General features: G+C 54.4%; 16 protein-coding genes. 6 read left to right on the forward strand and 10 right to left on the reverse strand.

Annotated elements, in window-relative coordinates:
- Window positions 1-413 precede the first annotated feature (413 nt).
- Window positions 414-4979, forward strand: coding sequence for a hypothetical protein (locus tag FYC48_RS24385; RefSeq protein WP_149499395.1), 4566 nt, complete (start codon window positions 414-416; stop codon window positions 4977-4979).
- Between the two features lie 185 nt (window positions 4980-5164).
- The gene (locus tag FYC48_RS24390) at window positions 5165-5788 is read left to right on the forward strand and encodes a PEP-CTERM sorting domain-containing protein (RefSeq protein ID WP_160149751.1); all 624 of its coding nucleotides are present in this window, start codon (window positions 5165-5167) and stop codon (window positions 5786-5788) included.
- Window positions 5789-5886: 98 nt separating this feature from the next.
- Here the strand turns inward: FYC48_RS24390 and FYC48_RS24395 are convergent, their stop codons facing one another.
- From FYC48_RS24395 to FYC48_RS24415, 5 genes are all read right to left on the reverse strand, one after another.
- Window positions 5887-6684 carry a hypothetical protein gene (locus FYC48_RS24395; protein WP_149499397.1) on the reverse strand — a complete coding sequence of 266 codons (798 nt, stop codon included), beginning with the start codon at window positions 6682-6684 and terminating at the stop codon, window positions 5887-5889.
- Window positions 6681-7616, reverse strand: coding sequence for an ABC transporter ATP-binding protein (locus FYC48_RS24400; RefSeq protein WP_149499581.1), 936 nt, complete (start codon window positions 7614-7616; stop codon window positions 6681-6683). Before FYC48_RS24400 ends, FYC48_RS24395 begins: the two co-directional genes overlap by 4 nt.
- Before the next feature lie 4 nt (window positions 7617-7620).
- Window positions 7621-8613 (reverse strand): ABC transporter permease subunit, encoded by a 993-nt coding sequence (locus FYC48_RS24405; RefSeq protein WP_149499398.1) that lies wholly within the window; start codon window positions 8611-8613, stop codon window positions 7621-7623.
- Window positions 8613-9641: an ABC transporter ATP-binding protein gene (locus FYC48_RS24410; protein ID WP_149499399.1), complete on the reverse strand. Its 1029-nt coding sequence runs from the start codon at window positions 9639-9641 to the stop codon at window positions 8613-8615. Before FYC48_RS24410 ends, FYC48_RS24405 begins: the two co-directional genes overlap by 1 nt.
- 423 nt (window positions 9642-10064) lie before the next feature.
- Window positions 10065-10346 carry a DUF2513 domain-containing protein gene (locus FYC48_RS24415; protein WP_149499400.1) on the reverse strand — a complete coding sequence of 94 codons (282 nt, stop codon included), beginning with the start codon at window positions 10344-10346 and terminating at the stop codon, window positions 10065-10067.
- A 424-nt stretch (window positions 10347-10770) separates the two neighbouring features.
- Between FYC48_RS24415 and FYC48_RS24420 the strand changes: the two genes are divergently transcribed.
- Window positions 10771-13158, forward strand: a complete 2388-nt coding sequence (locus FYC48_RS24420; protein ID WP_149499401.1) for a GMC family oxidoreductase N-terminal domain-containing protein — start codon at window positions 10771-10773, stop codon at window positions 13156-13158.
- A 56-nt stretch (window positions 13159-13214) separates the two neighbouring features.
- Here FYC48_RS24420 and FYC48_RS24425 read toward each other — a convergent pair whose 3' ends face one another.
- Entirely contained in the window at window positions 13215-14693 is a 1479-nt protein-coding gene (locus FYC48_RS24425) for a GntP family permease (protein ID WP_149499402.1), read from the reverse strand.
- Window positions 14694-15053: 360 nt separating this feature from the next.
- Between FYC48_RS24425 and FYC48_RS24430 the strand changes: the two genes are divergently transcribed.
- From FYC48_RS24430 to sdhB, 3 genes are all read left to right on the forward strand, one after another.
- Entirely contained in the window at window positions 15054-15962 is a 909-nt protein-coding gene (locus tag FYC48_RS24430; RefSeq protein ID WP_235034405.1) for a succinate dehydrogenase cytochrome b558 subunit, read from the forward strand.
- A 90-nt stretch (window positions 15963-16052) separates the two neighbouring features.
- Window positions 16053-18044: a succinate dehydrogenase flavoprotein subunit gene (sdhA, locus tag FYC48_RS24435; protein ID WP_235034406.1), complete on the forward strand. Its 1992-nt coding sequence runs from the start codon at window positions 16053-16055 to the stop codon at window positions 18042-18044.
- A 317-nt stretch (window positions 18045-18361) separates the two neighbouring features.
- On the forward strand, window positions 18362-19213 hold the full coding sequence (gene sdhB / locus FYC48_RS24440) for a succinate dehydrogenase iron-sulfur subunit (protein ID WP_149499404.1): 852 nt from the start codon (window positions 18362-18364) through the stop codon (window positions 19211-19213).
- Between the two features lie 24 nt (window positions 19214-19237).
- Here sdhB and FYC48_RS24445 read toward each other — a convergent pair whose 3' ends face one another.
- From FYC48_RS24445 to FYC48_RS24460, 4 genes are all read right to left on the reverse strand, one after another.
- Complete coding sequence (locus tag FYC48_RS24445) at window positions 19238-20689, reverse strand: DUF58 domain-containing protein (RefSeq protein ID WP_235034407.1); 1452 nt, start codon at window positions 20687-20689, stop codon at window positions 19238-19240.
- Between the two features lie 294 nt (window positions 20690-20983).
- On the reverse strand, window positions 20984-21193 hold the full coding sequence (locus FYC48_RS24450) for a hypothetical protein (RefSeq protein WP_160149752.1): 210 nt from the start codon (window positions 21191-21193) through the stop codon (window positions 20984-20986).
- 655 nt (window positions 21194-21848) lie between these two features.
- Window positions 21849-23063 (reverse strand): type II secretion system F family protein, encoded by a 1215-nt coding sequence (locus FYC48_RS24455; protein WP_149499406.1) that lies wholly within the window; start codon window positions 23061-23063, stop codon window positions 21849-21851.
- A gap of 4 nt (window positions 23064-23067) precedes the next feature.
- Window positions 23068-24762: a GspE/PulE family protein gene (locus FYC48_RS24460; protein ID WP_149499407.1), complete on the reverse strand. Its 1695-nt coding sequence runs from the start codon at window positions 24760-24762 to the stop codon at window positions 23068-23070.
- Window positions 24763-24822: the final 60 nt, after the last annotated feature.

The following is a 24822-nucleotide window of genomic DNA, read 5'->3' on the forward strand; positions in this document are numbered from 1 at the left end:
CCTAAATTTGCAAATTTCCGACGCAGCAACACGCTACCGCCAAGAACGAGTACACCGTTTTTTGGCTCATGCGCAAAGTTCGGTGAGGGGAGATGCCCGCGAGGCACGATCAACGCGTTCGCTAAACACGCCCTCACGCCCAGAGTTGACCGAGGTCGGTAAAGTGCTCACTCACACTTCAAAGCGAAAATGAATAGGACATCAAATAATCCGTAGATTCTCGCTAACCGGATTGCATCCCCTCCGTAGAGCCGTTAGCCTGTCGGGTGAATGGATAACCCACCTGTAGAGGCATCGTTTTTCTGATGAGAAAACGACGAAGTTCAGCGAATCAGGCCCCGTATTCACCAATTCGGACATCGCGTCGAAAGCGACGCCGCGTTTTAGGGTTGCAGAACCTGGAATCCAGACGCGTGCTCACCGCGGTTCCACCGGGCGACTATTCGGGGAACTTCAACCAAGACACTGAATTCCTCGACACAAACGCAGTCTACCAGATCACATCTGACGGTGTGATCGCGCCGGGAGTCAAGGTTTACGTCGGTCCTGGCGTGACAGTGAATCTCGCCAACAATGTCAATTGGCTCGTGCGAGGTGAACTGCAATTTGATGATGCTCAGCAAGTTGGTTTTTTTGACAACAACTCAAGTAATTCAATCGCCAATACCAGCATCGAGGTGCAATCGGGCGGCGCCCTTGATGCTGACAGCACTCCGTTTGTCCTACTGTCGACGGGAAACGACAACAGTTTCATCGAAGTTGAACAAGGCGGAAACTTCACAGCCGATGATTCTGACTTCTTGATCAAAAAGGTAGTGTGGCGTGGGGCTGCTGTACTCGGCCCAGAAGATGTGACGAACAATGTGTTTGGTGCAGTCGTCGGCGCGCCGGCCGAGTATCTTCCTCGGCTAGCAAACAACGATAGTTTTGCGCAAGTCGAGATCAGTGGCGAATCGGTTGTGTCGGACGTGACACTGACACAGATGGGCACCGTCACCACAACCAACCTCAAGTATCGTTTCACCAGTGACATCGAAATTGATCCTGGCGCACAGCTAAAATTCGATCCCGGTACACATGTCGAACTCGCGAATTCAGTCAATATCTCCGTCGAAGGAAAACTGTGGTTCGATAATGTGAGTGACGTCGGGTTTTTCGACGACAATTCCTACAACTCGGTCTCGACGACCAGTATCGAAGTCCAGTCGGGCGGCATTCTGGAAGCCGACAGCACGCCGTTAACCTTGGCGACCATCGGCAACGATCAGAGTTTGATTGAGATCAATGCGGGCGGCCTACTCCTTGCCGAAGACTCGGAATTCTCGATCAAAAACGTCATTTGGCAGGGAGCATCTTTGCTGAACGTCGGTGACGTCCAGAACAATGTGTTCGGCGCAATCGTTGGCGTTCCCGTCGAGCATGTACCACGACTCGAAAACAACGACAGCTTTAACCGCGTTGATCTCAGCGGAGAATCGGTCGTTTCCAGTGTCACGCTGAAGCAAATGGGCACGGTCACCACGACGAATCTCATCTATCGTTTCACCAGTGACATCGAAATCGATCCGGGGGCACTGCTAAAATTTGATCCCGGTACACGCGTCGAAGTTGCGAATTCAGTCAACATTTCCGTCGAAGGAAAACTCTGGTTTGATGACGTAAGCGACGTCGGGTTCTTCGACAACAATACCTACAACTCCGTCTCGTCGACTAGTATCGAAGTCCAGTCGGGCGGCATTCTGGAAGCCGACAGCACGCCGTTTACCTTGGCGACCACCGGCAACGATCAGAGTTTGATTGAGATCAATGCGGGCGGCCAATTCCTTGCCGAAGACTCGGACTTCTTAATCAAGAACGTCATTTGGCGGGGAGCATCTTTGCTGAACGTCGGCGATGTCCAGAACAATGTGTTCGGCGCAATCGTCGGCGTTCCCGTCGAGTACGTTCCGCGACTCGAAAACAACGACAGCTTTAACCGCGTCGATCTCAGCGGAGAATCGGTCGTTTCCAGTGTCACGCTGACGCAAATGGGCACGGTCACCACAACCAATTTCAACTATCGTTTCACCAGTGACATCGAAATCGATCCTGGGGCACTGCTAAAGTTCGACCCCGGTACACGTGTCGAAGTTGCGAATTCAGTCAACATTTCCGTCGAAGGAAAACTCTGGTTTGATGACGTAAGCGACGTCGGATTCTTCGACGACAATTTCAGCAACTCCGTTTCGACAACCAGTATTGAAGTCCAGTCGGGCGGAATTCTGGAAGCCGACAGCACGCCGTTTACCTTGGCGACCACCGGCAACGATCAGAGTTTGATTGAGATCAATTCGGGCGGCCAATTCCTTGCCGAAGACTCGGACTTCTTGGTTAAAAACGTCATTTGGCGAGGGGCATCTTTGCTGAACATCGGCGATGTCCAGAACAATGTGTTCGGCGCAATCGTCGGCGTTCCCGTTGAGTACGTCCCACGACTCGAAAACAACGACAGCTTTCACCGCGTTGATCTCAGCGGAGAATCGATCTTTTCCATTGTCACACTGACGCAAATGGGCACCGTCACCACGACGAATCTCAAGTATCGCTTCACCAGTGACATCGAAATTGATCCGGGCGCACTGCTAAAGTTCGACCCCGGTACACGTGTCGAAGTTGCGAATTCAGTCAACATTTCCGTCGAAGGAAAACTCTGGTTTGATGACGTAAGCGACGTCGGATTCTTCGACGACAATTTCAGCAACTCCGTTTCGACAACCAGTATTGAAGTCCAGTCGGGCGGAATTCTGGAAGCCGACAGCACGCCGTTTACCTTGGCGACCACCGGCAACGATCAGAGTTTTGTCGAGATCAATGCGGGCGGCCAATTCCTTGCCGAAGACTCGGACTTCTTAATCAAGAACGTCATTTGGCGGGGAGCATCTTTGCTGAACGTCGGCGATGTCCAGAACAATGTGTTCGGCGCAATCGTCGGCGTTCCCGTCGAGTACGTTCCGCGACTCGAAAACAACGACAGCTTCAATCGCATCGACCTTAGCGGCGATCCCGTCAATTCAGACACCACATTAACACAGATGGGAACGGTCACCACAACCAACCTCAAGTATCGTTTCACCAATGACATCTTGATTGCCCCCGGATCGATGCTGAAGTTTGGCCCTGGCACCACGGTAGAACTGGCGAACGCCGTCAATATTTCAGTTGAAGGAAAACTCTGGTTTTGTGATGCTTCGGAAGTGGGATTTTACGAGAGTAACTTCAGCAATTCAGTGACCACCACAAGCATCGATATTCTATCGGGCGGTGAACTTGAATCTGACAGCACACAGTTTGTCGTTTTGACAACGGGAGGCAACGACCAAAGCGTCTTAAGCGTTCAGCCTAACGGCATCTTTCGATCGAGTGGTGGTAGCGAGTACGAATTGGGCCTCGTGTCACTCGACCGCGTGACGCTGGCTTCGATTGAGAACTCAACCTTTTCAAACGCTCTGAACCTCACGGTAAATGCCGAGACCACCATTTCGGCTAAGCACAATAACTTTGGTTCGGCTTCTTTGTCCGCCACTGGACTTGCCTCAGAAACCATTGACCTCGCTGACAATTGGTGGGGGACGACGAACCCAACTGCGATCGAGAACAAGATTCTTCATCAAGTCGACGACGCTAGCCGTCCTCTCGTGCTGTTCACTCCGTTTCTTTCGCAGCCGCCTCGACTTGCGGAATACGTCCCAACTCACTTGTCGATTGGCGAGTCAATATTGGTCGCCGGACAGACGCTGACGGTCATTTATGCGATCGACAATGTCAGCCCGATTGGGAATGGCGAGAAGCAGTCCGCGGCATTCTTTTATCTCAATACGAACACTGATCAAGACGGTTCCGTTCCGCTTATCGTCGTGCCGGTAGATACGCTTTCGGCTAACAGTAGCACTGGTCTTCGCTCCGTTCAGTTAACACTTCCCGATGAGAGTCATCCAATTTGGTCAAATGGGCTGCCTGGCGACTATTCGCTCAGCATGTTGGTCGATGCGACAAACGTCATTCCTGAATTCGATGAGAAAAACAACCGGCTCTCAACCGGCACGCATGTGATCCCACCTTTAATCACCGTCGTCGAAACGGAAGGGAGCACCATCGTCAGCGAGGATGGCACCACAGACAGCCTTGCCCTGATGCTGCACCAGGTACCTTCATCCGACGTCGTTGTCACTGCCACCCCAGACGAGCAGCTCGATCTTGGAAATGGCCCTGGGCAAGCCGTCTCCATCACGATTACTCCCGCCGAAGCTTTGACGCCGCGTTCTATTTCGGTAATCGCCTCAGATGACACAATTATCGAAGCATCGCATCTCGGAAACATTACGTATGCGGTCGCTAGTAGCGACTCTAATTTCGACTCCATCGCCGTCGCGGCCACCAACGTGACCGTGATCGACAACGACTCCGTGCGAGTAAGCGAAGTGGTGATTAATGACGGCAGCTCGCAGCGGTCGTCCATTGAAAACATCAAGATCACTTTTAATGCCGAAGTGACCACGTCTCGAGAGTCATTTCGCTTACGGCATCTCGATACCGGCGAATTAACTGCTCCACAATCAACATCGTCCATCGTCGCCAACGGAAGGACAACGGTCACCCTTGTTTTTGACCGGGAAAGCGTTGTCGATGGAAGGTACGAATTGATCGTTCAAGCCCAGAACGTGACAGCCATGGGGCACCAACTGGATGGAAACGCGGACGCCATTTCAGGTGACGATTTTGTCTATCGAGCAGACGACTTCTTTCGCTTCTACGGCGACACCAATGGTGACGGCTTCGTCGATGCAATTGACCTGTTCAACGGATTCCTGCCGGCGTTCGGTTCAAACGAAGGAAACCTAAATTATCGATCCGATTTGGATTCAAACCAAGACGGATTTGTCGACGCCGTCGATTTGTTCGATCACTTTCTTCCTAATTTCGGGACAAGCCTTTCGACCTAGTGCTTTGCTCCATTTGATTGTACGGGTGCGAGTCTTCAGCCGACGGGCGTCAGCCCCGGTTATTGCTCGGAAACCGTGGCCGAATGCCATTCGGCTAATCCTTCAATCAAATGGGAACGAAACACCCGTGGGTGAGGCTCGTCCACCTTCATGTAACCGCTTTAACGCCTTTCGATGGACTTACAATGAGATACTGCCGGATTACGCTCACGATTCTTTGCTTCCTTTTGATTCCCAAATTTGCTCATTCTGCGGTGACGTACGAAGTCCTGTTTGATCAATCGACCTACGTCGGCAATCCCGGAGACACGTTGGTCGCCAATCTATTACTGCGCGAGACCGCTACCGAAGGCGACCCGAATCTGATCGCGCCGGGCAACGGACTGGGAAGTGCGAATTTCAGGGTTGCCTGGACGGGAACGACAGACTTGATTTCGTCTCTGGGTGGTCCCGGATTCATCTCTGGCGGAATCGACGTCGAAGCCGACCATGTGGTTGTGAGGCAACTTGCGTTTCCGCCCGGAGATGCAGGAGTCGAGGTTTCCCAGGGTGTTCGCGAAGTCACGATTGGCACATTCGAATTCCAAGTCCCGACGATGCTCGGCGCCGAGGCGGTTATCACTCCATCCGACCAAAGTCTCGGCAGCGACTTCGCAATTGCGGCGACTCCCACGACCATCCTCGATGGTGATCTGACTTTTCGCTCTTCGACAATTTCCGCCGTCCCCGAACCGACTCTTCTGCCACTTCTGGGAATGGCCATTGCAGGTGTATGGAACTTCCGGCGCCCTCGCCGCGATCGTTCGTAAGCCGTGTAGGTGAATGGTTCCGGAATCAGTGGGATTTTCCGGTGCGACGCACGATTCGACATCAATGGTTCGATCGAAACCGAATTTCAGCTTGATCGTCAAGTATTGACTTGGCCGGTCGGGAATTCGGTTCGTTCGACTCGCCAGATTGCAGCGAGGAGTAAGACCGCTGTCATGACGGTCAGCATCAACAGGTGCGTTGATACGGGTTCATTTCCAAAAATGTTTTCCGCTCGACTGCGAGCCTCTTCCCATTGCATCCAGTCTGCCAGTAGACCGCGCAGTCGATAATTGATTGTCAGTTTATTGACGAGCGCTGGAATAAATGAGGCGACGAACTCCACTGCCATCGTGTAAACCACGGCCGCGACCATCGTGCGGCGATAGAACAAACAGCCGATTAACAGGTACAACGCCGCATGGGCAACGCACGACAGGACACAAAGTTTGGCCAAGACCCACCAAAGCTCGTTGCCGATCTCCGTCCCGACGACACAGCAACTGATCGTTAACGCCGTCAGGGTAGAGGTCAAAGTCCAGATGACGGCGGCGAGATACTTGCCGACCAACACAGACCATCTACCGTGAGTTCGCACCGTCAGATACACCCATGTCTGACCCTCGATTTCGGTACTGATGGCGGGCGCTGCCCAAAGTAGCAAACCTAGCAAGCACGACACTTCGGTGATCAAGACGTACATCGCCATCCCAAAGGGCTGGATCATCTCCTGGGGATCGTAACGCTCGCCAAGGTCAAGTTGGATGTTGACCAACATCGCTGTCACTACGGCAATGGGGAAGGCGACAAGGACAACCCACGTCGCAATCCTACCCCACGTCATCGCACGTCGCAATTCGAACCATAGGACATCGAGCGGAGTGCTTATCGTGTTCATCCGGCTTCTCCCCGATGGTGTCTCAGCAACGAGTCGAACAATGCATCGAGCTCGCCATCGGACGAACGAATGGTTTGTACTTCTAAGTTATCGGCGATGACCCAACCCGGAAGTTGACGATACAGTTCGGCTGAATCGCGAACCGCCAGCTTCAATTCACGCGGATTCTGAGTCAGAGAAAGCGATTCGATCCACGGCACGCCGGCCAACCGATGGAGTAGCTTTTCGACGTTCGGACCGGCAATTCGAATCTGTTGACTGGTGCCGGCTAAGATGCATTCAATTTCGTTGAGGTTACCCAAGGCTAGCAATCGTCCACCATGGATCAACAGGAATGAATTGGTCACTGCCTCGATTTCATGCAGCACATGACTGGCAAACAACAGACCGCGCCCCTCGGCACGCCATTGTTTCAAGATTGTCGTCATTTCCGAACGACCGATTGGGTCCAAGCCGTTATAGGGTTCATCGAGGATTAGTAATTGTGGTCGATGGGCGATCGCTTGGGCCAACTTGGTTCGTTGCCGCATGCCAAGTGAATACGTCCCCATCGGACGGTTCATCGACTTGGTCATCCCAACCATCTCTAACGCTTCGAGTGCGAGCCGTTTCGATTCGGCACGACTAAATCCATGGAGCCGAACTTGGAATCGAACCCATTCGGCGGCCGAAACGTTGGGATACAGCACATCCGATGCGGGGCAGAGCCCGACATGACGAAGTAAGCTGCGGTTCTTCGTCGGTGCTTTTCCAAAGACTTCGACGGTTCCAATCGTAGGACGGAAATGTCCAATCAACAGGTTGATCAACGTTGTTTTTCCCGACCCGTTGGGGCCGATCAGCCCGTAGGAATCGGTCGGCAACTCGGTAACCAAATCGTTGACACCGATAACGTTCCCGTAAAGTTTGGTCACGTGGTCGAGGCGGATCATGGAGTCAGACACTTAGCCGCCCCTTGATGCGTCGGTGGATTAGAAACAGACCGATGATGGTGATCGCGGTCAGCACGATTGCCGAAGGCCAAACACTTCCCGCCGTCCGGTCGACCCCGAAGATCCATGCCTCGACTTTCCCCAACATGTGAAACGGCGATAAAGGTCTCCAGCGATCTAGGTCAACGCCCATGCTCTCCCAATCGATCGGACCGCGTTGTCGTCGACGCGGCGGACGCTCGGATTGCATTTGCGAGAACGTCAGGAATTGATACGCCACAATTCCCATCACCCACGTGGCGAACCAAGCAAACGTGGCATAGCGGCTTTCTGAGGTGAACGAGGAGTAAAGAATCGCGAGCATCGTGGTCGGAACCAACAGTACGACCGACGCTGCGAAGATCCGAAAGGGGATGTCAATCGTTTCCGCAACAACCGAGAGATCTGGAGACAGCAAGATCCCCAGAACGTAAAGCAGCAACGCCGGCAGTGTCACCACGGCGACTAGGAAGTACCAAATCACCGACGACTTTCCGATGATGTATTGCAGCGGCGTCAGGGGGCGGGAAAAGTACATCAAATACGCCTTGGTGCGCAAGTCATACGAGACCAGCAGAGGCGCGATCATCCCGATTAAAGCCACCATCGCGAACAGTTGTGGGAATCGAAAATAGGTCAAAATCAAAATCGACCACACCTCGTGTCGAGCAGCCTCGTGATCCTGCAAGATCGCATTACCCAGATCGGGACGCCCCAGCGGCTGACTGACGAAGCCGACGATCATTCGCTGTAAGCCTGGCTCGGTTGAAGAGTATTCAAAAGCGAAAATCCCGAATGCCGGAACGAGCACGGGGAGCCAAGCGAGCACCAGCATCAGACGCAGCCAACGTCGCTTCATGATCAGCGAAATGCCACCTCGAGCGACGACAACCGGACGCCATAAATGACGTGTCCGATCTCCGCCCCACGCGCGATACCCTAGCCGATTAAACGCCATCACGGTCCTCTACGATCATCGGTGCTAGGGCGTTCTAGTGCTGCGATAGGGGCAGTTCGATCGTTTCCCAAATCGCCGGCTTCCGCTTTCGCGATCGTTGCTTCCGCGGCGACTTCAATGAAGATCTTCTCCAGCGAATTGACCGCCGGTTCCATTGCTCGAATCGAAGTCTCCGATTGTTCCGCCCACTCCCAAATGAGGTGTGTTTGGTCAGGATTGATTCCGGCAATCTTTAATGTCCGCGATTCTTCGTTCCAAACCGACGCGTTCCCTGCCTCGGACGCCACGCGAACGATGTCATTCGGATCGCCGATGATCGACAAATGCATTGTTGGCTCGATCGGTCGGCTCAACTTTTCAAGCGAATCGGCCATCCGCAGTTGTCCGTTGACCAAGATCACCACGTGGTCACAAACGGCCCGGACGTCCGACAGGATATGCGTCGAAAGGATGATTGATTTCGAATGCTTGGCAGCGAGGTTGCGGATTCGTTTCAGCATCGCCAAACGCTGATCGGGATCCAGCCCCGTCGTCGGTTCGTCCAAGATCAATAGCCTCGGGTCATGAACTAGCGATTGGGCGAATTTCAGTTTTTGTCGCATCCCGGTCGAGTAAGACTCGACCTCTCGGTAGCGTTCTTCGCCGAAGCCGCAAAAATCCATCATTTCATGGCTTCGACGCAATGCTTCTTTGCCCGATAGGCCCGACAATTCGGCCATCAAACGGACGGATTCGATACCGTCCAATCCTGCGATGTAACAATCATCTTCGGGAAGGTAGCCGATGGAATCTCGAATCAGTTGCCCATCGCGCGGCCATTTAAAATCGAGCACGCGTCCGCTACCGGATTGCGTTTTGAGCAGTCCGAGTAAGGCCTTGATCAGGGTGCTTTTGCCTGAACCATTTGGCCCGAGCAGTCCCGTCACCCCCGGCGGAATCTTAAGCGTCACATCACGCAATGCATCGACAGCACCATAGCGTTTGGTGACATGATCGACTTCGATGATATTTTCAGTATCGATGATCATCCGCCGCGTTGTGAATCTTGGATTGATTCGCCGATCGAATACGTCGCACGAATTGACTTCGAGACCCGATGCGTGCGCACCAAGCCGCCGTTTGCCAAATCCAGAGAAGATGTAGGAACGACCGCACCTCGCTAGCCGTTGAAGTACAGATCTTATCCGACGTTTGACGAGGTTTAGAGATTACCCAATCTCAGTGATGTGTGCCTTCTCGAATCAAAACGAATGTTTCAGGGTATGGGTATCTCGCTGGCATCGCATCGATCTTGGTATGACCGAACGCAAAATTTTCCCTGTTCCAATTTTCATTGGCGATGAGCCGTCTGGCGTTCGTGACGGTTCTTTGAAATAGCGGGCGCTAACGCTGGGCTGTCCGAAACTTGCGATTGAGTCACGAAACCTGATTGATCGGATTCGATCGTTAGTTCAACGCGTCGAACGTGTCGTGTGCAAGCCTTTGGCACGCAGTTCTTCGAGATAGTCGTAGCCCTTCCAAGTCAGAACGAGGGGACCTTTGTTGGCGAGTGTTTCGGCACCGAGTTCGACGAATCCAGCGTCGGCAACTAAGAACAAGTGGGTGACCACGTGGTCGCGCTCATAGCCTTCGATTTGAATCGATCCTTTAAAGAGTCTCGCGCCTTTTTCTTCGACAAATTCCAACAGCTTGCGAACCAGGTACATGTCTCGCTTCATGAATTCGACAACCACGCAATGAGAATCGAAGGACCGGAGAGATCGGAATACGTGTTGCCGAATGCAACACCGCCTTGCCTATCGGCATGTTAAAGGATGAAGGTTGGTCGGAACGATCGGATCAGGCAAGGAGTTCGATCTCGATGTCATTGGGATCGCTTGGGCCAAGTTTTCCGATAAGTCGTTTCCTGGCGGAGTTAATGCGTTTTTGGTCTGGGTAGTCACTGCGGGCAACACCAATTGTGGCTGGCAACGGTGCTCGCTTCGGATCAACCCGCACGACCGGTATCGCAGCATCGCCCATCGTCATTGGTCGATACCGCACACCGTTTGAGCTCAATGGAATCTTCACGACCGACGATGAGTGTATCGAAACGGAAGCGTCAATCCTGATTGACGCCGATGCCCTCAGCAATCAATTTTGACCAAGGACGGTCGGATGGATCATTTCTTCCCTTTGGAAGAGCTGTCGAGAATTAGCGATGCCGCCGTGGAAGTGAATCGACGCGATGCGCATAAAGCCGCATTAGCAGGGGGTCTGTTGCCGTTCTCGATTTTCCCGGACGCGCTCTTTGGCAACGGCAAAGCGAACTGTCCACTTCAGACAATTCGGGAAAAACGGTTCGATACGTTGGTCGCAATTCTGGCCGCACAGATCGATGCGTTGTGGTGCGGCCGTCAAGGTGATTGTGCCCGAGCCGTCGCGTGCGATGTTCTTACGTACGCGTCGCATCTGCCGTGGCGGATGCAACAAGGGATGAACGTTGCTCTGCTGTGGCTGGAATATTACAGCGTCAAGCATACCGGGACAAAGCTGTCCAATCATCGACCATCTGACGTCCGCAGGGTTCTTAACCAGGGCGAAACCCGGCGTACATCGCACTCGCCGCCATTGATCTGTTGGGACGACGATCATCTATTGCACATGGCCGCCGCCGGACTTGCCATGGTCGGTCGATTGGTAATTCACTCGCGAACGCCGGCCCGAGAATTAATCGGACTCGGTTGGAGCGAAGAGTGCCAGGACGCCAGTAATTTGGTTTCGATTCCGGCACCGCCACAAGCCGACCTTAACGAGCACTATGACGTCGTGATCATTGGTAGCGGTGCCGGCGGGGCGACAATGGCGGCACGCCTGACCGCAGAAGGTAAAAAAGTCTTGATCGTCGATTACGGCGATTATGTCAGTCCGGATGCGTTGATTCAAAAGCAACGGCGGCCGGATGGCTCGGTGCAACTCTCGCCGCCACGGAGCGACGAGGTGCTCTATCGTCTTTACAAAGACGCCGGCGCACAGATTAGCGGTGGGCTGGGAAAGGTCCACAGCAAGCTCGAATTGATCATGCCAAATCGGCGAAAGCGGATACCCGTTCGTCAAACGATCAATATCTGTCAAGCGAAAGTGTTTGGTGGCGGGCCGTATGTCAATAATGCCATCCACCTTCCGATCAAACGCGAAGTCTACGAGACGAATTGGGCCGGTCGGCAACCTGTCGGTGTCGATTACGATTCACTGTTGGCGATCATGAACACCGTCAACGCCGAATTGGGAGTCAATACAGATGTGACCGATCAGCAAATCAGTGATCGTAGTTTGCGCTTTGCAGAAGGGTGTCGACTCATCGGCGAGCATCCCGAACCGTTGCCCGTATCGATTCGCAAAGACTGCAGCGGGTGCGGAAGCGACAATTCCGTTGACAGTTTCGGACATCATGTCGGTGGCGTGCACCCGTATGCTCCCGATCGACCGAATAGTTATCTCGTTCAAGCGATGAACAATGCCAACCCGGTTCGGGTATCGTATCGAACCGAAGCGACAAACCTGCGATTGGGGCGAAACGAATCTGGCAGTCCGACCGTGACAGGTATCGATGTCGTGCGAAAGGATGAACGCGGTGCCTGTCATCGGGCTACCGTTAGCGCGAATCAATACGTCGTCGCGTCTGGGTTTGGGCCCACGACCAAGTTGCTTGCTCAGGGACTGAGCCGTTCGGGGCTTCGGAATCGGCAGATTGGCAAACGGTTTTCGGCCAACGTGGGTACGGCCGTCTATGCGATGTTTGAGAAGCCGATTTGGCCAGCCGGATCGGCGCGGCCCGAACCCGGGGTGACGCAGTGTTACATCGTCGAGGGGAGGTCGATCGAAGAGAACGGTCGTGTGGTCGAAGAACCGGCGCTTGAAAACTGGTTTCACTTTCCTGGCACGGTAGCGTTAGCGTTGACCGGTTGGTTCCAACACTTTGCCTGCGCGATGCGGAAATTCAATCATTTGTCGATGGCGGGAATTGTCGTTCCGACGAAGGTCCGAGATTGCAATTACATCGACGCTTGTGGCAACGTGCACTTGTCGCTTGATTGCGACGAGTTCGACTTGCTGTTGCGGGGGATGAAACGGATCGCTCGGATCTATTTTGCCGCAGCGACCCCGGATGATCCTGTGACGTTGTATTTACCGACCAAGGCGATGCTGATGCGGAACGGTTGTCCGGCCACGATTCGTAACCTTGATGATTTAGATTGGGCGATCCGTGAAATTCGTAAACGTGGTCCGGCGTTTGTCAACCTACTAACGACGCATGGTCAAGGCGGAACCGCACTTGGCGATGTCGTCGATCCGGAATCTTTCCTCGTCAAGACCGACGGCGGTGACGTGGATAACTTGACCGTCGCCGACGCATCGCTGTTTCCCGCCGGATGCGAGATCAACCCGCAGCTGACGCTCAAGGCATTGGCGAAGCTCTCCGCCGAGAAAGTGCTTGATCGGTTGGGGCTAGAACCGAGTGCCGTGCCGTCGCCTTCGGATTACCCGTCCAATGCGTTCGGCTGATTCAACAATGGCGTTCGGCAGTATCAAAAATCTGCACTCGGCAAACCGCAGAATTGCTAGACCGCCGGGACCAACCAGGCAGCGAGGACGGTCACCAGCAGCGCTGACAATCCCATCGCGGTGCTCATCGGTGAGATGACTTTCAAGCCTTCCGATTCAGTCATCCCGCTCATTCGCGTGATCACCCAAAAGGCACTATCGGTCATCCAGGAAACCGGTTTGCTTCCCGCCCCGATCGCCATTGCCAAGTAAACGGGATGGAAAGGCAAGTTTTCGCTCGTGGCGAACCCTTGCAACACTCCGGCGGCGGTGATCATCGCCACCGTCGCCGATCCCTGTAACGTGCGGATCGCGGTTGTGACTAAAAATGCGACCGGTAGCAACACCAGACCAGCGTTTGTATCGACGAGGTCACTGACGGCGGTCGCGATCCCGGCAAAGTAAAGCATCTTCCCAAACGCACCACCTGCGGCGGTGATCAGGATGATGTTGCCGGCCGAAGCCAGCGAGCGACTAACCAAGCTTTGTCGACGCTCGGGGGCAACAAAGCGAACCAAATGAAATGCCATCGCCAACCCAATTGCGATAGCGATATTTTTATCACCGATAAACAAAAGAGCGTCGGTGATGCCCCCGGTCTCCAGTTTTCCTGCGTCGAGCAGATACCGGATCACGCTACCTGCGGTGATCAACACAACGGGGACCATTATCGGCAGCAACGCGGCGATCAAGCCGGGGCCAACCCTGCGGTTTGCCGTCGCAGCAGAATCAAAATCAGCATCGTCCGCCCCTGCGTCCGCTTGGTCATCCGGCGTCGACTGCCCTTCGAAGTCGGTCGCGTCGGTCCGCAGCGGTACGTCGACGAAGTGATTGATCACTCTCGCCGACGCGAGCGATAGGGTGCTGCTGAGAAAGCCAATCGAGAGCCCTGCGATTAAGACGACGCCGACGTCGATGTGCAATATTTCCGCGACTTGCAGAGGTCCCGGTGTTGGCGGAATCAATGAGTGTGCGATCGAACCACCGGCGAGGATGGCAAGGATGAAGAGCACGTAGTTTTTTCCGACCGCCTTACGCATCGACCGGGCTAGTGGCACCATCAGGTAAAACACGGTATCAAAAAACACCGGGATGCCGATCACGAACGAACTGAGGGCTAGCGCCTCGGGAGCCCGTTTGGGGCCGGTGACCGCAAGGATCCGTTGCACGATGGTATTCGCGGCTCCTGATTCGCTGAGCAATCCGCCGATCACGCTGGCTAAGGCAATGAGGATGCCGATTCGACCGACGGTGTTGCCGAATTCGGTCGACAGGCGTTTGACAGAGCTACTGTGCGAGAATGACTCAGCTTCTTTGGCGGTGAAGCGTTCCGCCGCGACTTCTTGTTCGGCGTGTTGCCGCAGTGATTCCGAGTCGGTTAAAGACGCAACGAGCAACCCTGCGAGTAACAGAGTCACAAAGGCATGCAAGCGAAAACGCAGGATACAGACAAGGACGACGGTAATCGCGAGCGCGACGATCCACCAAATATTCATCTAGGTTTGTCAGCCGGGGAGCAAATTTGACTGCGGCAATCCGTCAATCTGGTCGACAGACCGAAAGAGGCGTAGATTATGCGAGCCAGAAACTTAGCAGATTTGGGAGACAGGCGTGGTCGTCGTCCCCCAAGTCAGTCATTTGTAAGCTACAAAGGAATTTGTCCTTCGACCTCCGCGGCTCGATTGCCGAATAGGGGTTGAGTCAGAAGAGTCTTGGAACGTGTACGAGATCGCGGAATTTGATCTCGACCTCCAATGCTTTTCTTCCGATGCTGCGTCGCGAATGAAGGCAAGATCCGTGAGCCAGAGGGCGGACGGATTCAATTTCGATCCTCACACCACCGGTCAATCAGTCCCGTGTCCGACAGCCGTTCCGATACCGAGGTTTCGTTTTTTGAAAAGCACGAGTTTGCCATACGGCGGCTGCATTCGCTGACTGGCATTGTCCCGCTTGGTCTTTACATGGTCGTTCACTTGACGACCAACGCCAGTTTGCTCAACGGCCCCGAAACGTTTCAGCGGGCCGTGTTCATGATTCATAGCCCTGGGCCGTTGCTTCCGCTGATCGAGTGGGCATTCATTTTCCTGCCGCTGCTCTTTCATGCGATCTTGGGTGTTTGGATCGCGAAAACCGGGCGATCCAATAGCGGACAATATCGGTTCGCCAACAACAAACGCTACACGTGGCAGCGGTGGACGGGAATGATCGGCCTCGTGTATCTATTCTTGCACATCATGCACTTGCACGGCGGGTTCCATGCGAAGTGGTGGATCGATTCGATTAGCGGTTTCGGTTTCGGGATGTTCCACCCCTACAACGCGGGGAGCTCGCTGGTCACCGCGATGGACTTCGGATGGGGCATCGTCTGGCCGGTGATCTATCTGGTGGGCGTGCTCTCACTCGTCTATCACCTCGCGAACGGACTTTGGACGGCCGGCATCACTTGGGGGTTATGGATCAGCCCTGAAGCACAGCAGCGGGCGACAAAAGTCTGTGTGGCCTTTGGCATCGTTCTTTCGGTTATCTCATTGGCCGCTTGGGCCGGTGCTGTTATCCCTGGCGAAGAAGAGGCCCAGGCGATGGAGCAGGTCGAAAATCGTATGTATGAAGCAGGCGTTGCGGCCGGTATGGTTCCAGAGAACCCTGAGAAACGGACGCAACACCACGATCAAGCCGATCAATCACCTGAGAGCGGCGACGCCGAGGGCGAAAACGACGGTCCTGCCGCCGAAACCGCAATGACCGAGTTCAATCCCGCATCGTAGCTGCGTCGATTCGCCGGCGAAATTGATCGCCGACAAAACGCTTGCCCTACAAAACGCACTCACCTCCTTAGTAACAACCACGTAATCGCCATGGCAAATCACAGAGTCGTCGTTATCGGCGGAGGTCTGGCCGGACTGGCCAGCACGATGAAACTGGCCGAACTGGGCATCCACGTCGATCTGATCAGTCTGACTCCCGTTAAACGTTCTCACAGCGTCTGCGCACAAGGTGGCATCAACAGCTGCAATGATCAGACACGCCAGCTCGGTGACAACGAATGGAAACACTTTGACGATACCGTCTACGGTGGTGACTTTCTCAACCATCAGCCGCCCGTCAAGGAAATGGCGTATTGGGCGCCCAAGGTAATCGACTTGATGGACCGCTTGGGGGTGCCGTTTAACCGCACAGGCGAAGGGTTTCTTGACCGGCGTCGTTTCGGCGGAACGCTGTATAAGCGAACCGCGTTCGCCGGTGCGACAACCGGACAGCAACTGCTTTACGCCTTGGACGAACAGGTTCGGCGCCGCGAGTCCGATGGCCAGGTTCGCAAGTTTGAATTCTGGGACTTTCAGGGTCTGATTCAGGATGGATCGGGTCGTTGTCGCGGCGTGGTCGCCCAAGACATGGTTTCGATGGAACTTCGTGCGTTCCCGGCAGACGCCGTCGTCGTGGCGACAGGCGGTTGCGGACTGATTTATGGTCGTAGCACCATGAGTGTGTTTTGCTCGGGCAGTGCCGCCAGTCGTTGTTTCCAGGCCGGCGCGAAATACGGCAACGGTGAATTCATCCAGGTCCACCCGACCGCGATTCCCGGCAGCGACAAGCTACGATTGATGAGTGAGTCTGCGCGGGGTGAGGGCGGGCGTGTTTGGGTCCCGCGAAAACCTCACGACAGCCGCGCGCCCCGTGATATCCCTGCCGGCGAACGATACTACTTCCTCGAAGAACGCTACCCGGAATATGGAAATCTTGTTCCACGTGATATCGCGACACGCGAAATCTTTGATATTTGCGTCAATGAGGGTCTGAGTGTCGATACCGAGCGAATGTGCGTCTACCTTGATCTGACGCATATTTCCAAGAGCGAACTTGATCGAAAGCTGGGGGGGATCCTGGAAATTTATGAAAAGTTCCAGGGGGTCGATCCACGCATCGAACCGATGCGAATCTTCCCGGCAGTCCACTACAGTATGGGCGGTTTGTGGGCCGATTACGTGCGAACCGCTGAAGGTGGATTAGAGCCGGGGGCGCCGAAGAATCACATGACCAACATCGAAGGCTTGTACGCCATCGGTGAATGCGATTACCACTACCACGGTGCGAATCGCCTTGGAGCTAATTCGTTGCTGTCGTGCATCTTCACCGGCCTGTTTACCGGTCCTTCAATCGTCAACTACATCCAAAATCAAGACGAAGGCCACGCAGATCTTGCTTCAAGTGACGTCGAAGCTGCTGTCAAGAAACAGCAAGAGCGGCACGACAACCTGCTCAAAGGCAATTCCGGCAGTGACGAGAATCCTTACTTGATTCACCAGGAGTTGGGCGACGTGATGACACGCGCGGCGACTGTTGTTCGCCGCAACGACCAGTTGAAAGAAGCTGTCGAAACGGTCAACGAATTGCATGAACGGGCGATGAAAGTCAGCCTGTCAGATACCGGCTCGTGGTCGAACCAAAACGTGCTGTTCTCGAAATCGCTGCAAGACATGTTCCCAATCGCAAAGTGCATTTTGCAAGGGGCGTTGCAGCGAGACGAATGTCGCGGAGCCCATTACAAACCTGAATTCCAAAAACCATCGTTGACCGCCGAAGATCCGGCCGAACGGCGTAGGCAGGCGGAGCAGTGGTTGGACGAATTTGATCGAAACAACGACAAGTTTCTCAAAAGTACGATCGCGGAGTACGATCACGCCACGATGAAACCAAAGTTGTCGTATGAAGCGGTTGATACCTCGTTGATCCAGCCACGACCTCGTCTTTATGGCTTGGTCGGTGCCGATATCATTGAGCAGGTATTTAAGGAACGTGCCGAAGCGAAAAAGAACGGCAAAAAGGAAGCTGCCGCCGCGGCAAGTTAACGTTGTTTGGATGGATGTACGCTCCGTCGTCGGCGGAGCGTATCATCTTGGTGCTAAGATTAGCCGAATGGCGTTAGGCACGGTTGTGCAGCTAACTACCATCGGCCGACGAATCACAACGGAACGTAGAATTGCAACGAAGTGCTCGTTGCATACCATGATGGAGGTCGGTTAAAGACCGACCGCAAGACAACGCGAAAGCACGCGGTGAATCGCGTCGGGTTGCCAAGATCGCGATCGGTCAGGGCTTCATTGGCCGAAACGTAATCCGAATCCCCATTTTTAATTCCCTTTAAGGTTCTCCATAGGCTGACGTCATGATTGCCCTCGACGAACATGCGAAACGCCCCGAATTCATCAACGTCCGTGTCAAGCGACAAGACGGTCCCGGTAAAGAACCGTATTGGCAGTTATTCAAAATCGATTACGAGCCCGAATTAAATGTGATCACGGTTTTGCAGCGAATCGCGGCACTCGGAAAGGATTCCGACGGCAAAAAGGCGCTGCCGGTTTGTTGGGATTGCGGATGCTTGGAAGAGGTCTGCGGGGCTTGCACGATGGTTATCAATGGCCGGGTTCGCCAGAGCTGCAGTGCTTTGGTCGACCGTTTGTTGCAAGATAACCCGGACGAATTGGTGCTCGAGCCGATGTCGAAGTTCCCGGTGATTCGAGACTTAATGGTCGACCGGTCACGGCTATTTCGTGGGCTCAAACGCGTAAAAGCGTGGGTCCCGGTCGACAGTTACTACGACATGGGTGCCGGCGAGCGACAGCTGCGGGAAATGCAGGAGCGGAACTATCCGCTCAGTCAATGTATGAGCTGCGGTTGCTGTCTTGATGCTTGTCCCCAGTACAACAAGATCGAACTGGAACGTAAGCCTGGCGAAAGTGACGAGGATTTTGAGGCACGCAAAAACGAGGCCTATGACAAGGCGTTCGTTGGTCCACATGCGATTTCACAGGCGATGCTGTTTAATAACCATCCCACCGGCAAGGCACTCGCGGGTGAGCGATTGGATGCACTGATCGAGCCCGGAGGGATTCAGGCGTGCGGGAATGCGCAAAACTGTGTCGCGGTTTGCCCCAAGGAAATTCCGCTCACCACCTCGATCGCGCGAGCCGGACGGGCGACGACGCTGCATACGATTCGCAAGTGGTTTGAGAAGTAGACACAGCCGACGCGATCAGTTCTTTTACGCGGATCGGAGCGAGCCTGTTGAGGCGCGACAGACATCGCGTATCGATCGGTCGTCGGCGAGGTGAATCGTGGGGATGTTTGCGGCGATTAGCGGGCCAGCCGCCTGACCATATTCATTTGCATCAAGCGTGTTGATAATCGCCGCGACCGCTTTGCCGCGACGGGCGAAGCTGACCAGCATCGCGATTGTTTCCGGGGTCGGCTGCTGAAAGATTGCCAGTAGTGTCGTCTCGCTGCTGATCCGCGACTCGGCTTCGATTAACAGCTGGGCAAGCGACATTCCATCGCTGCGTTCCAGTCGGGCTAGCTGGGTGCGAAGTTTCTGAAAGTGCGCCGGTCCACGTCCTGCGTCGACGATCACCGGACGTAGTCGATCGTTCTTGTCGGTCATCTGTGCAGATCGTTTCGCTTGTTCGCGAACACGATGGTCACCTTTCCACCCGTCGATGCGAATTCGGTCCGCGGCATCTCGGCCGTTGGTGACCATTGCAAATGGCTGTGATTGCTCCATCAATGCACTTGCGATCGATGCCGCTGCCGTGATCGCCAGATCTGTTCGAACCGGCTCGTTGTGTGAGGGGTTGGTGTCGACATGAAGGTCCAAGACTAACGTCGCACCAGCGATCGAGGTCGGTTCGTAAACCTTGCTATGCAGGATCCCAGTTCGAGCCGTCGCCGACCAGTGAACTCGTCGCATGGGGTCGCCGGGCTGCCACTGGCGGATGCCACGCAAGCGGGTTGGATCTTCGAACACGTTGTCTCGCATCCGGATCTCGCCCATCGGACGTGGGGATGCAATGTCGTAACCGTCAAGCGTCATCACCTTGGGAAGCACGGTCATGTATTGAGGCTGTGTGCCTACCCGGTAGCGACGGTACAAGCCCATGACGTCACCCGTTTCGAGTACCGTGGGACCGATTTGAAAGTACCCGCGTCGGTTGCATCGGACTGTGTAGGAAACCTTTCTCGTTTGGCCTCCCCAGAGCAGCATCACACCCACTCGGTCGCCTTCAATTTCAAGCGTGGGTGGATCGTGAATCGTTGTCCATCTCGGCACCAAATCTTCGACTAGCAGCCAAACCACAGGGATACGCGACGTATTTTTAATCGTCAGTTCGACCGCGAATGATTCACCAACGTGCAGTTCCTGGTTCTTACTGACTCGGGTTGCGATTGTGGCGGTCGCCCAGGTCTTCGCCAGGAATTGATTGAGTACGACGACCGCTGCGGCAACGATCGCCGTTAGGACCCACAGTGAAGCACCAAACACTAATCCGATTAACAAAACGGCCGCCGTGGCGGCTAGGACTTTAAATAGTCCCGACGGCTCGGCAGAGGCACTCGTCTCGTTGGCGGATGAAGTCATCTCGTTAGTGTAGCTAGAAAGCGTTACCTCGATGTGATCGTAATCACCAAAAGATAGGTCCGCTTTGCGTTCATCGCCCATACCGCGATGCGATGACGAATTTGAGCGTGGTGCACCAGTCGCCGTGTGTTCGCTCCCGTTGTCGCGACACGACCGTGGTTAACGCAAGTCGGCAAATCTTGCTGTCACTTATGGAAGACACATCAGACTGATAGCCCTTGTCGTCGAGGCAAATCTTGTTGGCGTGGAAGCCAAGGTTGGTCTGAAAAGAGAATGCGGTCGATTTTGCAGAGAGTAGGCCAAGTCAGTGACAGGTTGTGACACTGGATCGTCGTTTAGATAACGACATCGGCGAGTCAGCGAAACTTTTTTTGCTCACTCGGATCGGTGAATGTAGTAATTGGTTGGGCCGCTGGCGTGGACGCGTTTCATGCGTCCAGCCCGCTTTTCGACCACCGATCGGTGTGGTTTGGGACCATCCGATTCGGCGATATCGCCTTCGATTTTAGGGGCTTGGCTGATATTGACCAATACGTAAGCCAAGCAGGCTAAAGTCACTCCAATCCAAATCATAAGAATCACCATTGCTGCATCGCCTTTGAGGGCTTGCCCAGAACACACATCGAAACAGCGACGAACGCAATCAACGTTCCACTAACATTCATTTTCTGTGTTTTCATGGCAAACCGGGAAGGTGCACATTCCAACGTTAGCTTACGTCAATGTTCGGCAAAGACGCATAGCTGTATCAAACGAATTTAAGATAACGCCCCCGCTTGATGGCGATCTGCTAACTATTAATCGGAATCTCCGACTGGGAACCGACGTCTAAAGTGAGATTTCACCCGGATGGCGGAAACCCGAAGCCAAGGTGGGGGAAGGCAAGTCGATCATCGTCGGGCCAGCCTCTACACGTTGGCAGGTACACGAACGCTTTATTGGGGCGTTTGACGCTCGTGCACTCAGTATAAGACCCAATCAATCTTCCCCGTCGCAGTCCGGCAAGGGATGATCAATTCGATCACAGGTCATCATTGCATATTCCCGCAACAAGATGCATCAGCAACTCGTTAGGAAAGTTCAGATTTACGACTTTTGGTTCCCCTCGGTCAGCGAAGATTACTGATCAGGTAAACCAGAAAAGTGGTTCGGTCGATGTACTGCTGCCTAAGCGGGGCGAAGTGTCCAGCTTCATTCAGCAACCCATCGCGTTCTTCGATGAGTCGTTGGTGCCGTGGGGTTACAACTGGGTGCTGCTCTTAAGAACGGGGACGAGTAACGCCAGGACGACGGCAAGGACAAAGAATGCCATCACGAGGAGCATCATCGGTTCGAGTAGTCGGACGAACAAATCCAATCGGCGAAACGTGCGTTTCTCCAGCGAGTCGGCGATCTCCGGCAGTACTTTTTCCAACGAGTTGCTCTCCTCGCCCACACTGATCATTTCGACCACCGAAGCTGGGAAATAGCCGGAACTTCGTAGCGGCGATGCTAGCGATTCGCCTCCGCGGATGTTTTCGGTCGCATTGGCAATCGATTGGCTCAGGAGCGTGTTTGCCGCTGCCGATCGACTGATTTCGAGTGACTTCAGAATTGGGACGCCATTTCCGAGCAGTGTTCCTAGGACACGGCAGAAGCGAGAGACGGCGAGATTCATCAAGATGTTTCCCAGGACGGGAATCTTTAGCTTGGTTTTGTCGACGAACTCCCGTCCAGCTTCGCTTGCCAACTGGACTTTTGCGACGATCAGAAGCACAGCAAATCCGACGACGATCAGCCAACCATAGTCTTGCAAGACGTTGCTGAAACTGAGCAGTGATTCGGTGTACCAAGGCATCTCTCCCTTCGCTCGCAGGCGATCAAACATCGCGTCGAATTTGGGAACGAAGAACACGAGCAAACCGGTGATCACGACCGACCCGACGGAAAACAAGAACACCGGATAGGCGAGAGCGCTAATCGTGCGTCCTTTAAGATCTTCTTGAAGTTCGGTGAAAGTGCCGACGCGATCGAGGGCATCTTCCAAGAAACCACCCTCGGTGCCCGCACGCACCATATTGATTGCCATGTCAGAAAACACACGCGGGTAGCGGGCCATCGCGTTGCCGATCGGTTCGCCGTCCTCGACTCTTGACCGGATGTCTTTGATAATTCCACCCAAAACCGCATCGGTGCTTTGTTCGCCGAGGACCGTCAATGCGCGCAGCATTGGTACGCCACTGCGCAACAGTGCCGCCAATTGGCCGTAAAAGATAGCCATTGTCTGGCCTTTGACCTTTTTACGATTACCAAAGAGCGCCGCCCCGGCGGATTTGGAATCCGAGGCGCTGACTTTCGATGGGAACAGCGACTTTTCGCTCAGCAATGATGCGACTTCGCGCTCGTTCGTTGCTTCGATTGTTCCCGTGACGGTTTTGCCCGTCATATCACGGGCGGTGTAGGAATAAACCGGCATCGTGCTAGATCACCTCACCCTTGGTTACGCGAAGAACTTCGTCGACACTGGTATTTCCCGCAATCACTTTGTCCCATGCGTCCATTCGCAGCGTCCGCATGCCGGTCGCTACGGCGGTTTTTCGGATGTCCCAACTGCTCGCCCGCGCCTGGGCTTGCTCACGTATTTCGTCGTTGGTGACCAACAGTTCGTAGATCCCCATTCGGCCGCTATAACCGAGCTGGCGGCATTCGCGGCAGCCGACGGGGCGATAGAACGTGCACCCTTCTGAACGGTCCCACGGGAAATCATTGGGCAGTTCATCGCGGTCGGGGGAGTAGGCTTCTTTGCAGTGCGGGCATAGTCGTCGAAGCAGACGCTGTGCCATGACGCCTTCGACGGTGCCCGCGACCAGGAACGGTTCGACGCCCATGTCGGACAACCGCGTGAAAGCGCCCGATGCATCGTTGGTGTGCAGCGTGCTGAACACCAAGTGACCGGTCAACGAAGCTTGGATCGCATTCTCAGCCGTTTCCAAGTCGCGGATTTCCCCGACGAGCACAATGTCGGGGTCATGCCGCAAAATACTTCGAAGCGATGCGGCAAATGTAAACCCAATTTTGGAATGCACTTGGATTTGGTTAATTCCATCAAGCTGGTACTCGACCGGGTCTTCCGTCGTGATGATCTTCGTCGCGTCGCTGCGGATTTGCAGTAAGCTGCTATACAGCGTCGTCGTTTTACCACTACCGGTCGGCCCGGTCACCAAGATGATGCCGTGTGGCAATCCGATCAATTGGCTAAAGCGTCCGTAGACCTCCGATGCCATCCCTAGCTTGCCGAGATCGAACACCATCGCGGACTTATCGAGCACCCGCATCACCAAGCCTTCGCCGTGAATCATCGGGATCACGCTTAATCGAATGTCTACTTCGCGCCCGTGAACACGCAGTTTGATTCGGCCGTCTTGGGGAAGACGCTTTTCGGCGATGTTCAATCGAGCCATGATCTTCAAACGGCTGATGATCGCTGCCTGAAAGCGATTGATCTCCGGTGGGGTCGGTTGGCGATGTAAGATCCCGTCGATCCGATAGCGAACGACCAATCCATCGGATTGTGTTTCGATGTGAATGTCACTGGCGCGGACTTCGATCGCTTCGAGCAGAATTTCGTTGACAAGGCGAACGACTGAGGCTTCCTGGGCCATCTCGCTCAATTCGCTGCCATCGGTCTCCAGTTCTTCCAGTAATTCGACGTCTTCGTCTTCGGCGGCGGCCGCCATTAAGTCTTCGACCGTTTCACTACCGACGCCAAGATGCCGTTTCATCAGTCGCGCGATTTCGGCTCGCTCGGCGATCACCGGAACGATGTTCTTTCCCGTTGCCGCACTGGCTTCGTCGAGCGGGTAAAGATCAAACGGATCTGCAGTCGCGACGACAATTGACCCATGCTGGAAACGGATTGGGAACAACGATTGGCGATAGATTAACCGCTGTGGGAAACCTTCCAAGGCAGACAGGTCGACTTCGGTTTCTCGCAGGTCGACGAACTCCAAACCGACTTCCTCGGCGAGCACCGCCAAAGCTTCCCGCTCGTTCAAAAAACCTTTCTCGACCGCCGCCTGGATGATGTCATCGGTGTCGGAAGCGCGGCTATCGGCGAGTTGTTCGTCACTGAGAAGACCGCGACGTCGCAGGATCTCGCCGGCATGCATAATCATGGGTCAGGACCAGAGTGGTAGGTGGGGTGGAGAAAAGTCCGATTGGATTGTAATTGATGC

This window comes from Roseiconus lacunae (assembly GCF_008312935.1).
In the GTDB taxonomy this organism is placed as follows: Bacteria; Planctomycetota; Planctomycetia; order Pirellulales; family Pirellulaceae; genus Stieleria; species Stieleria lacunae.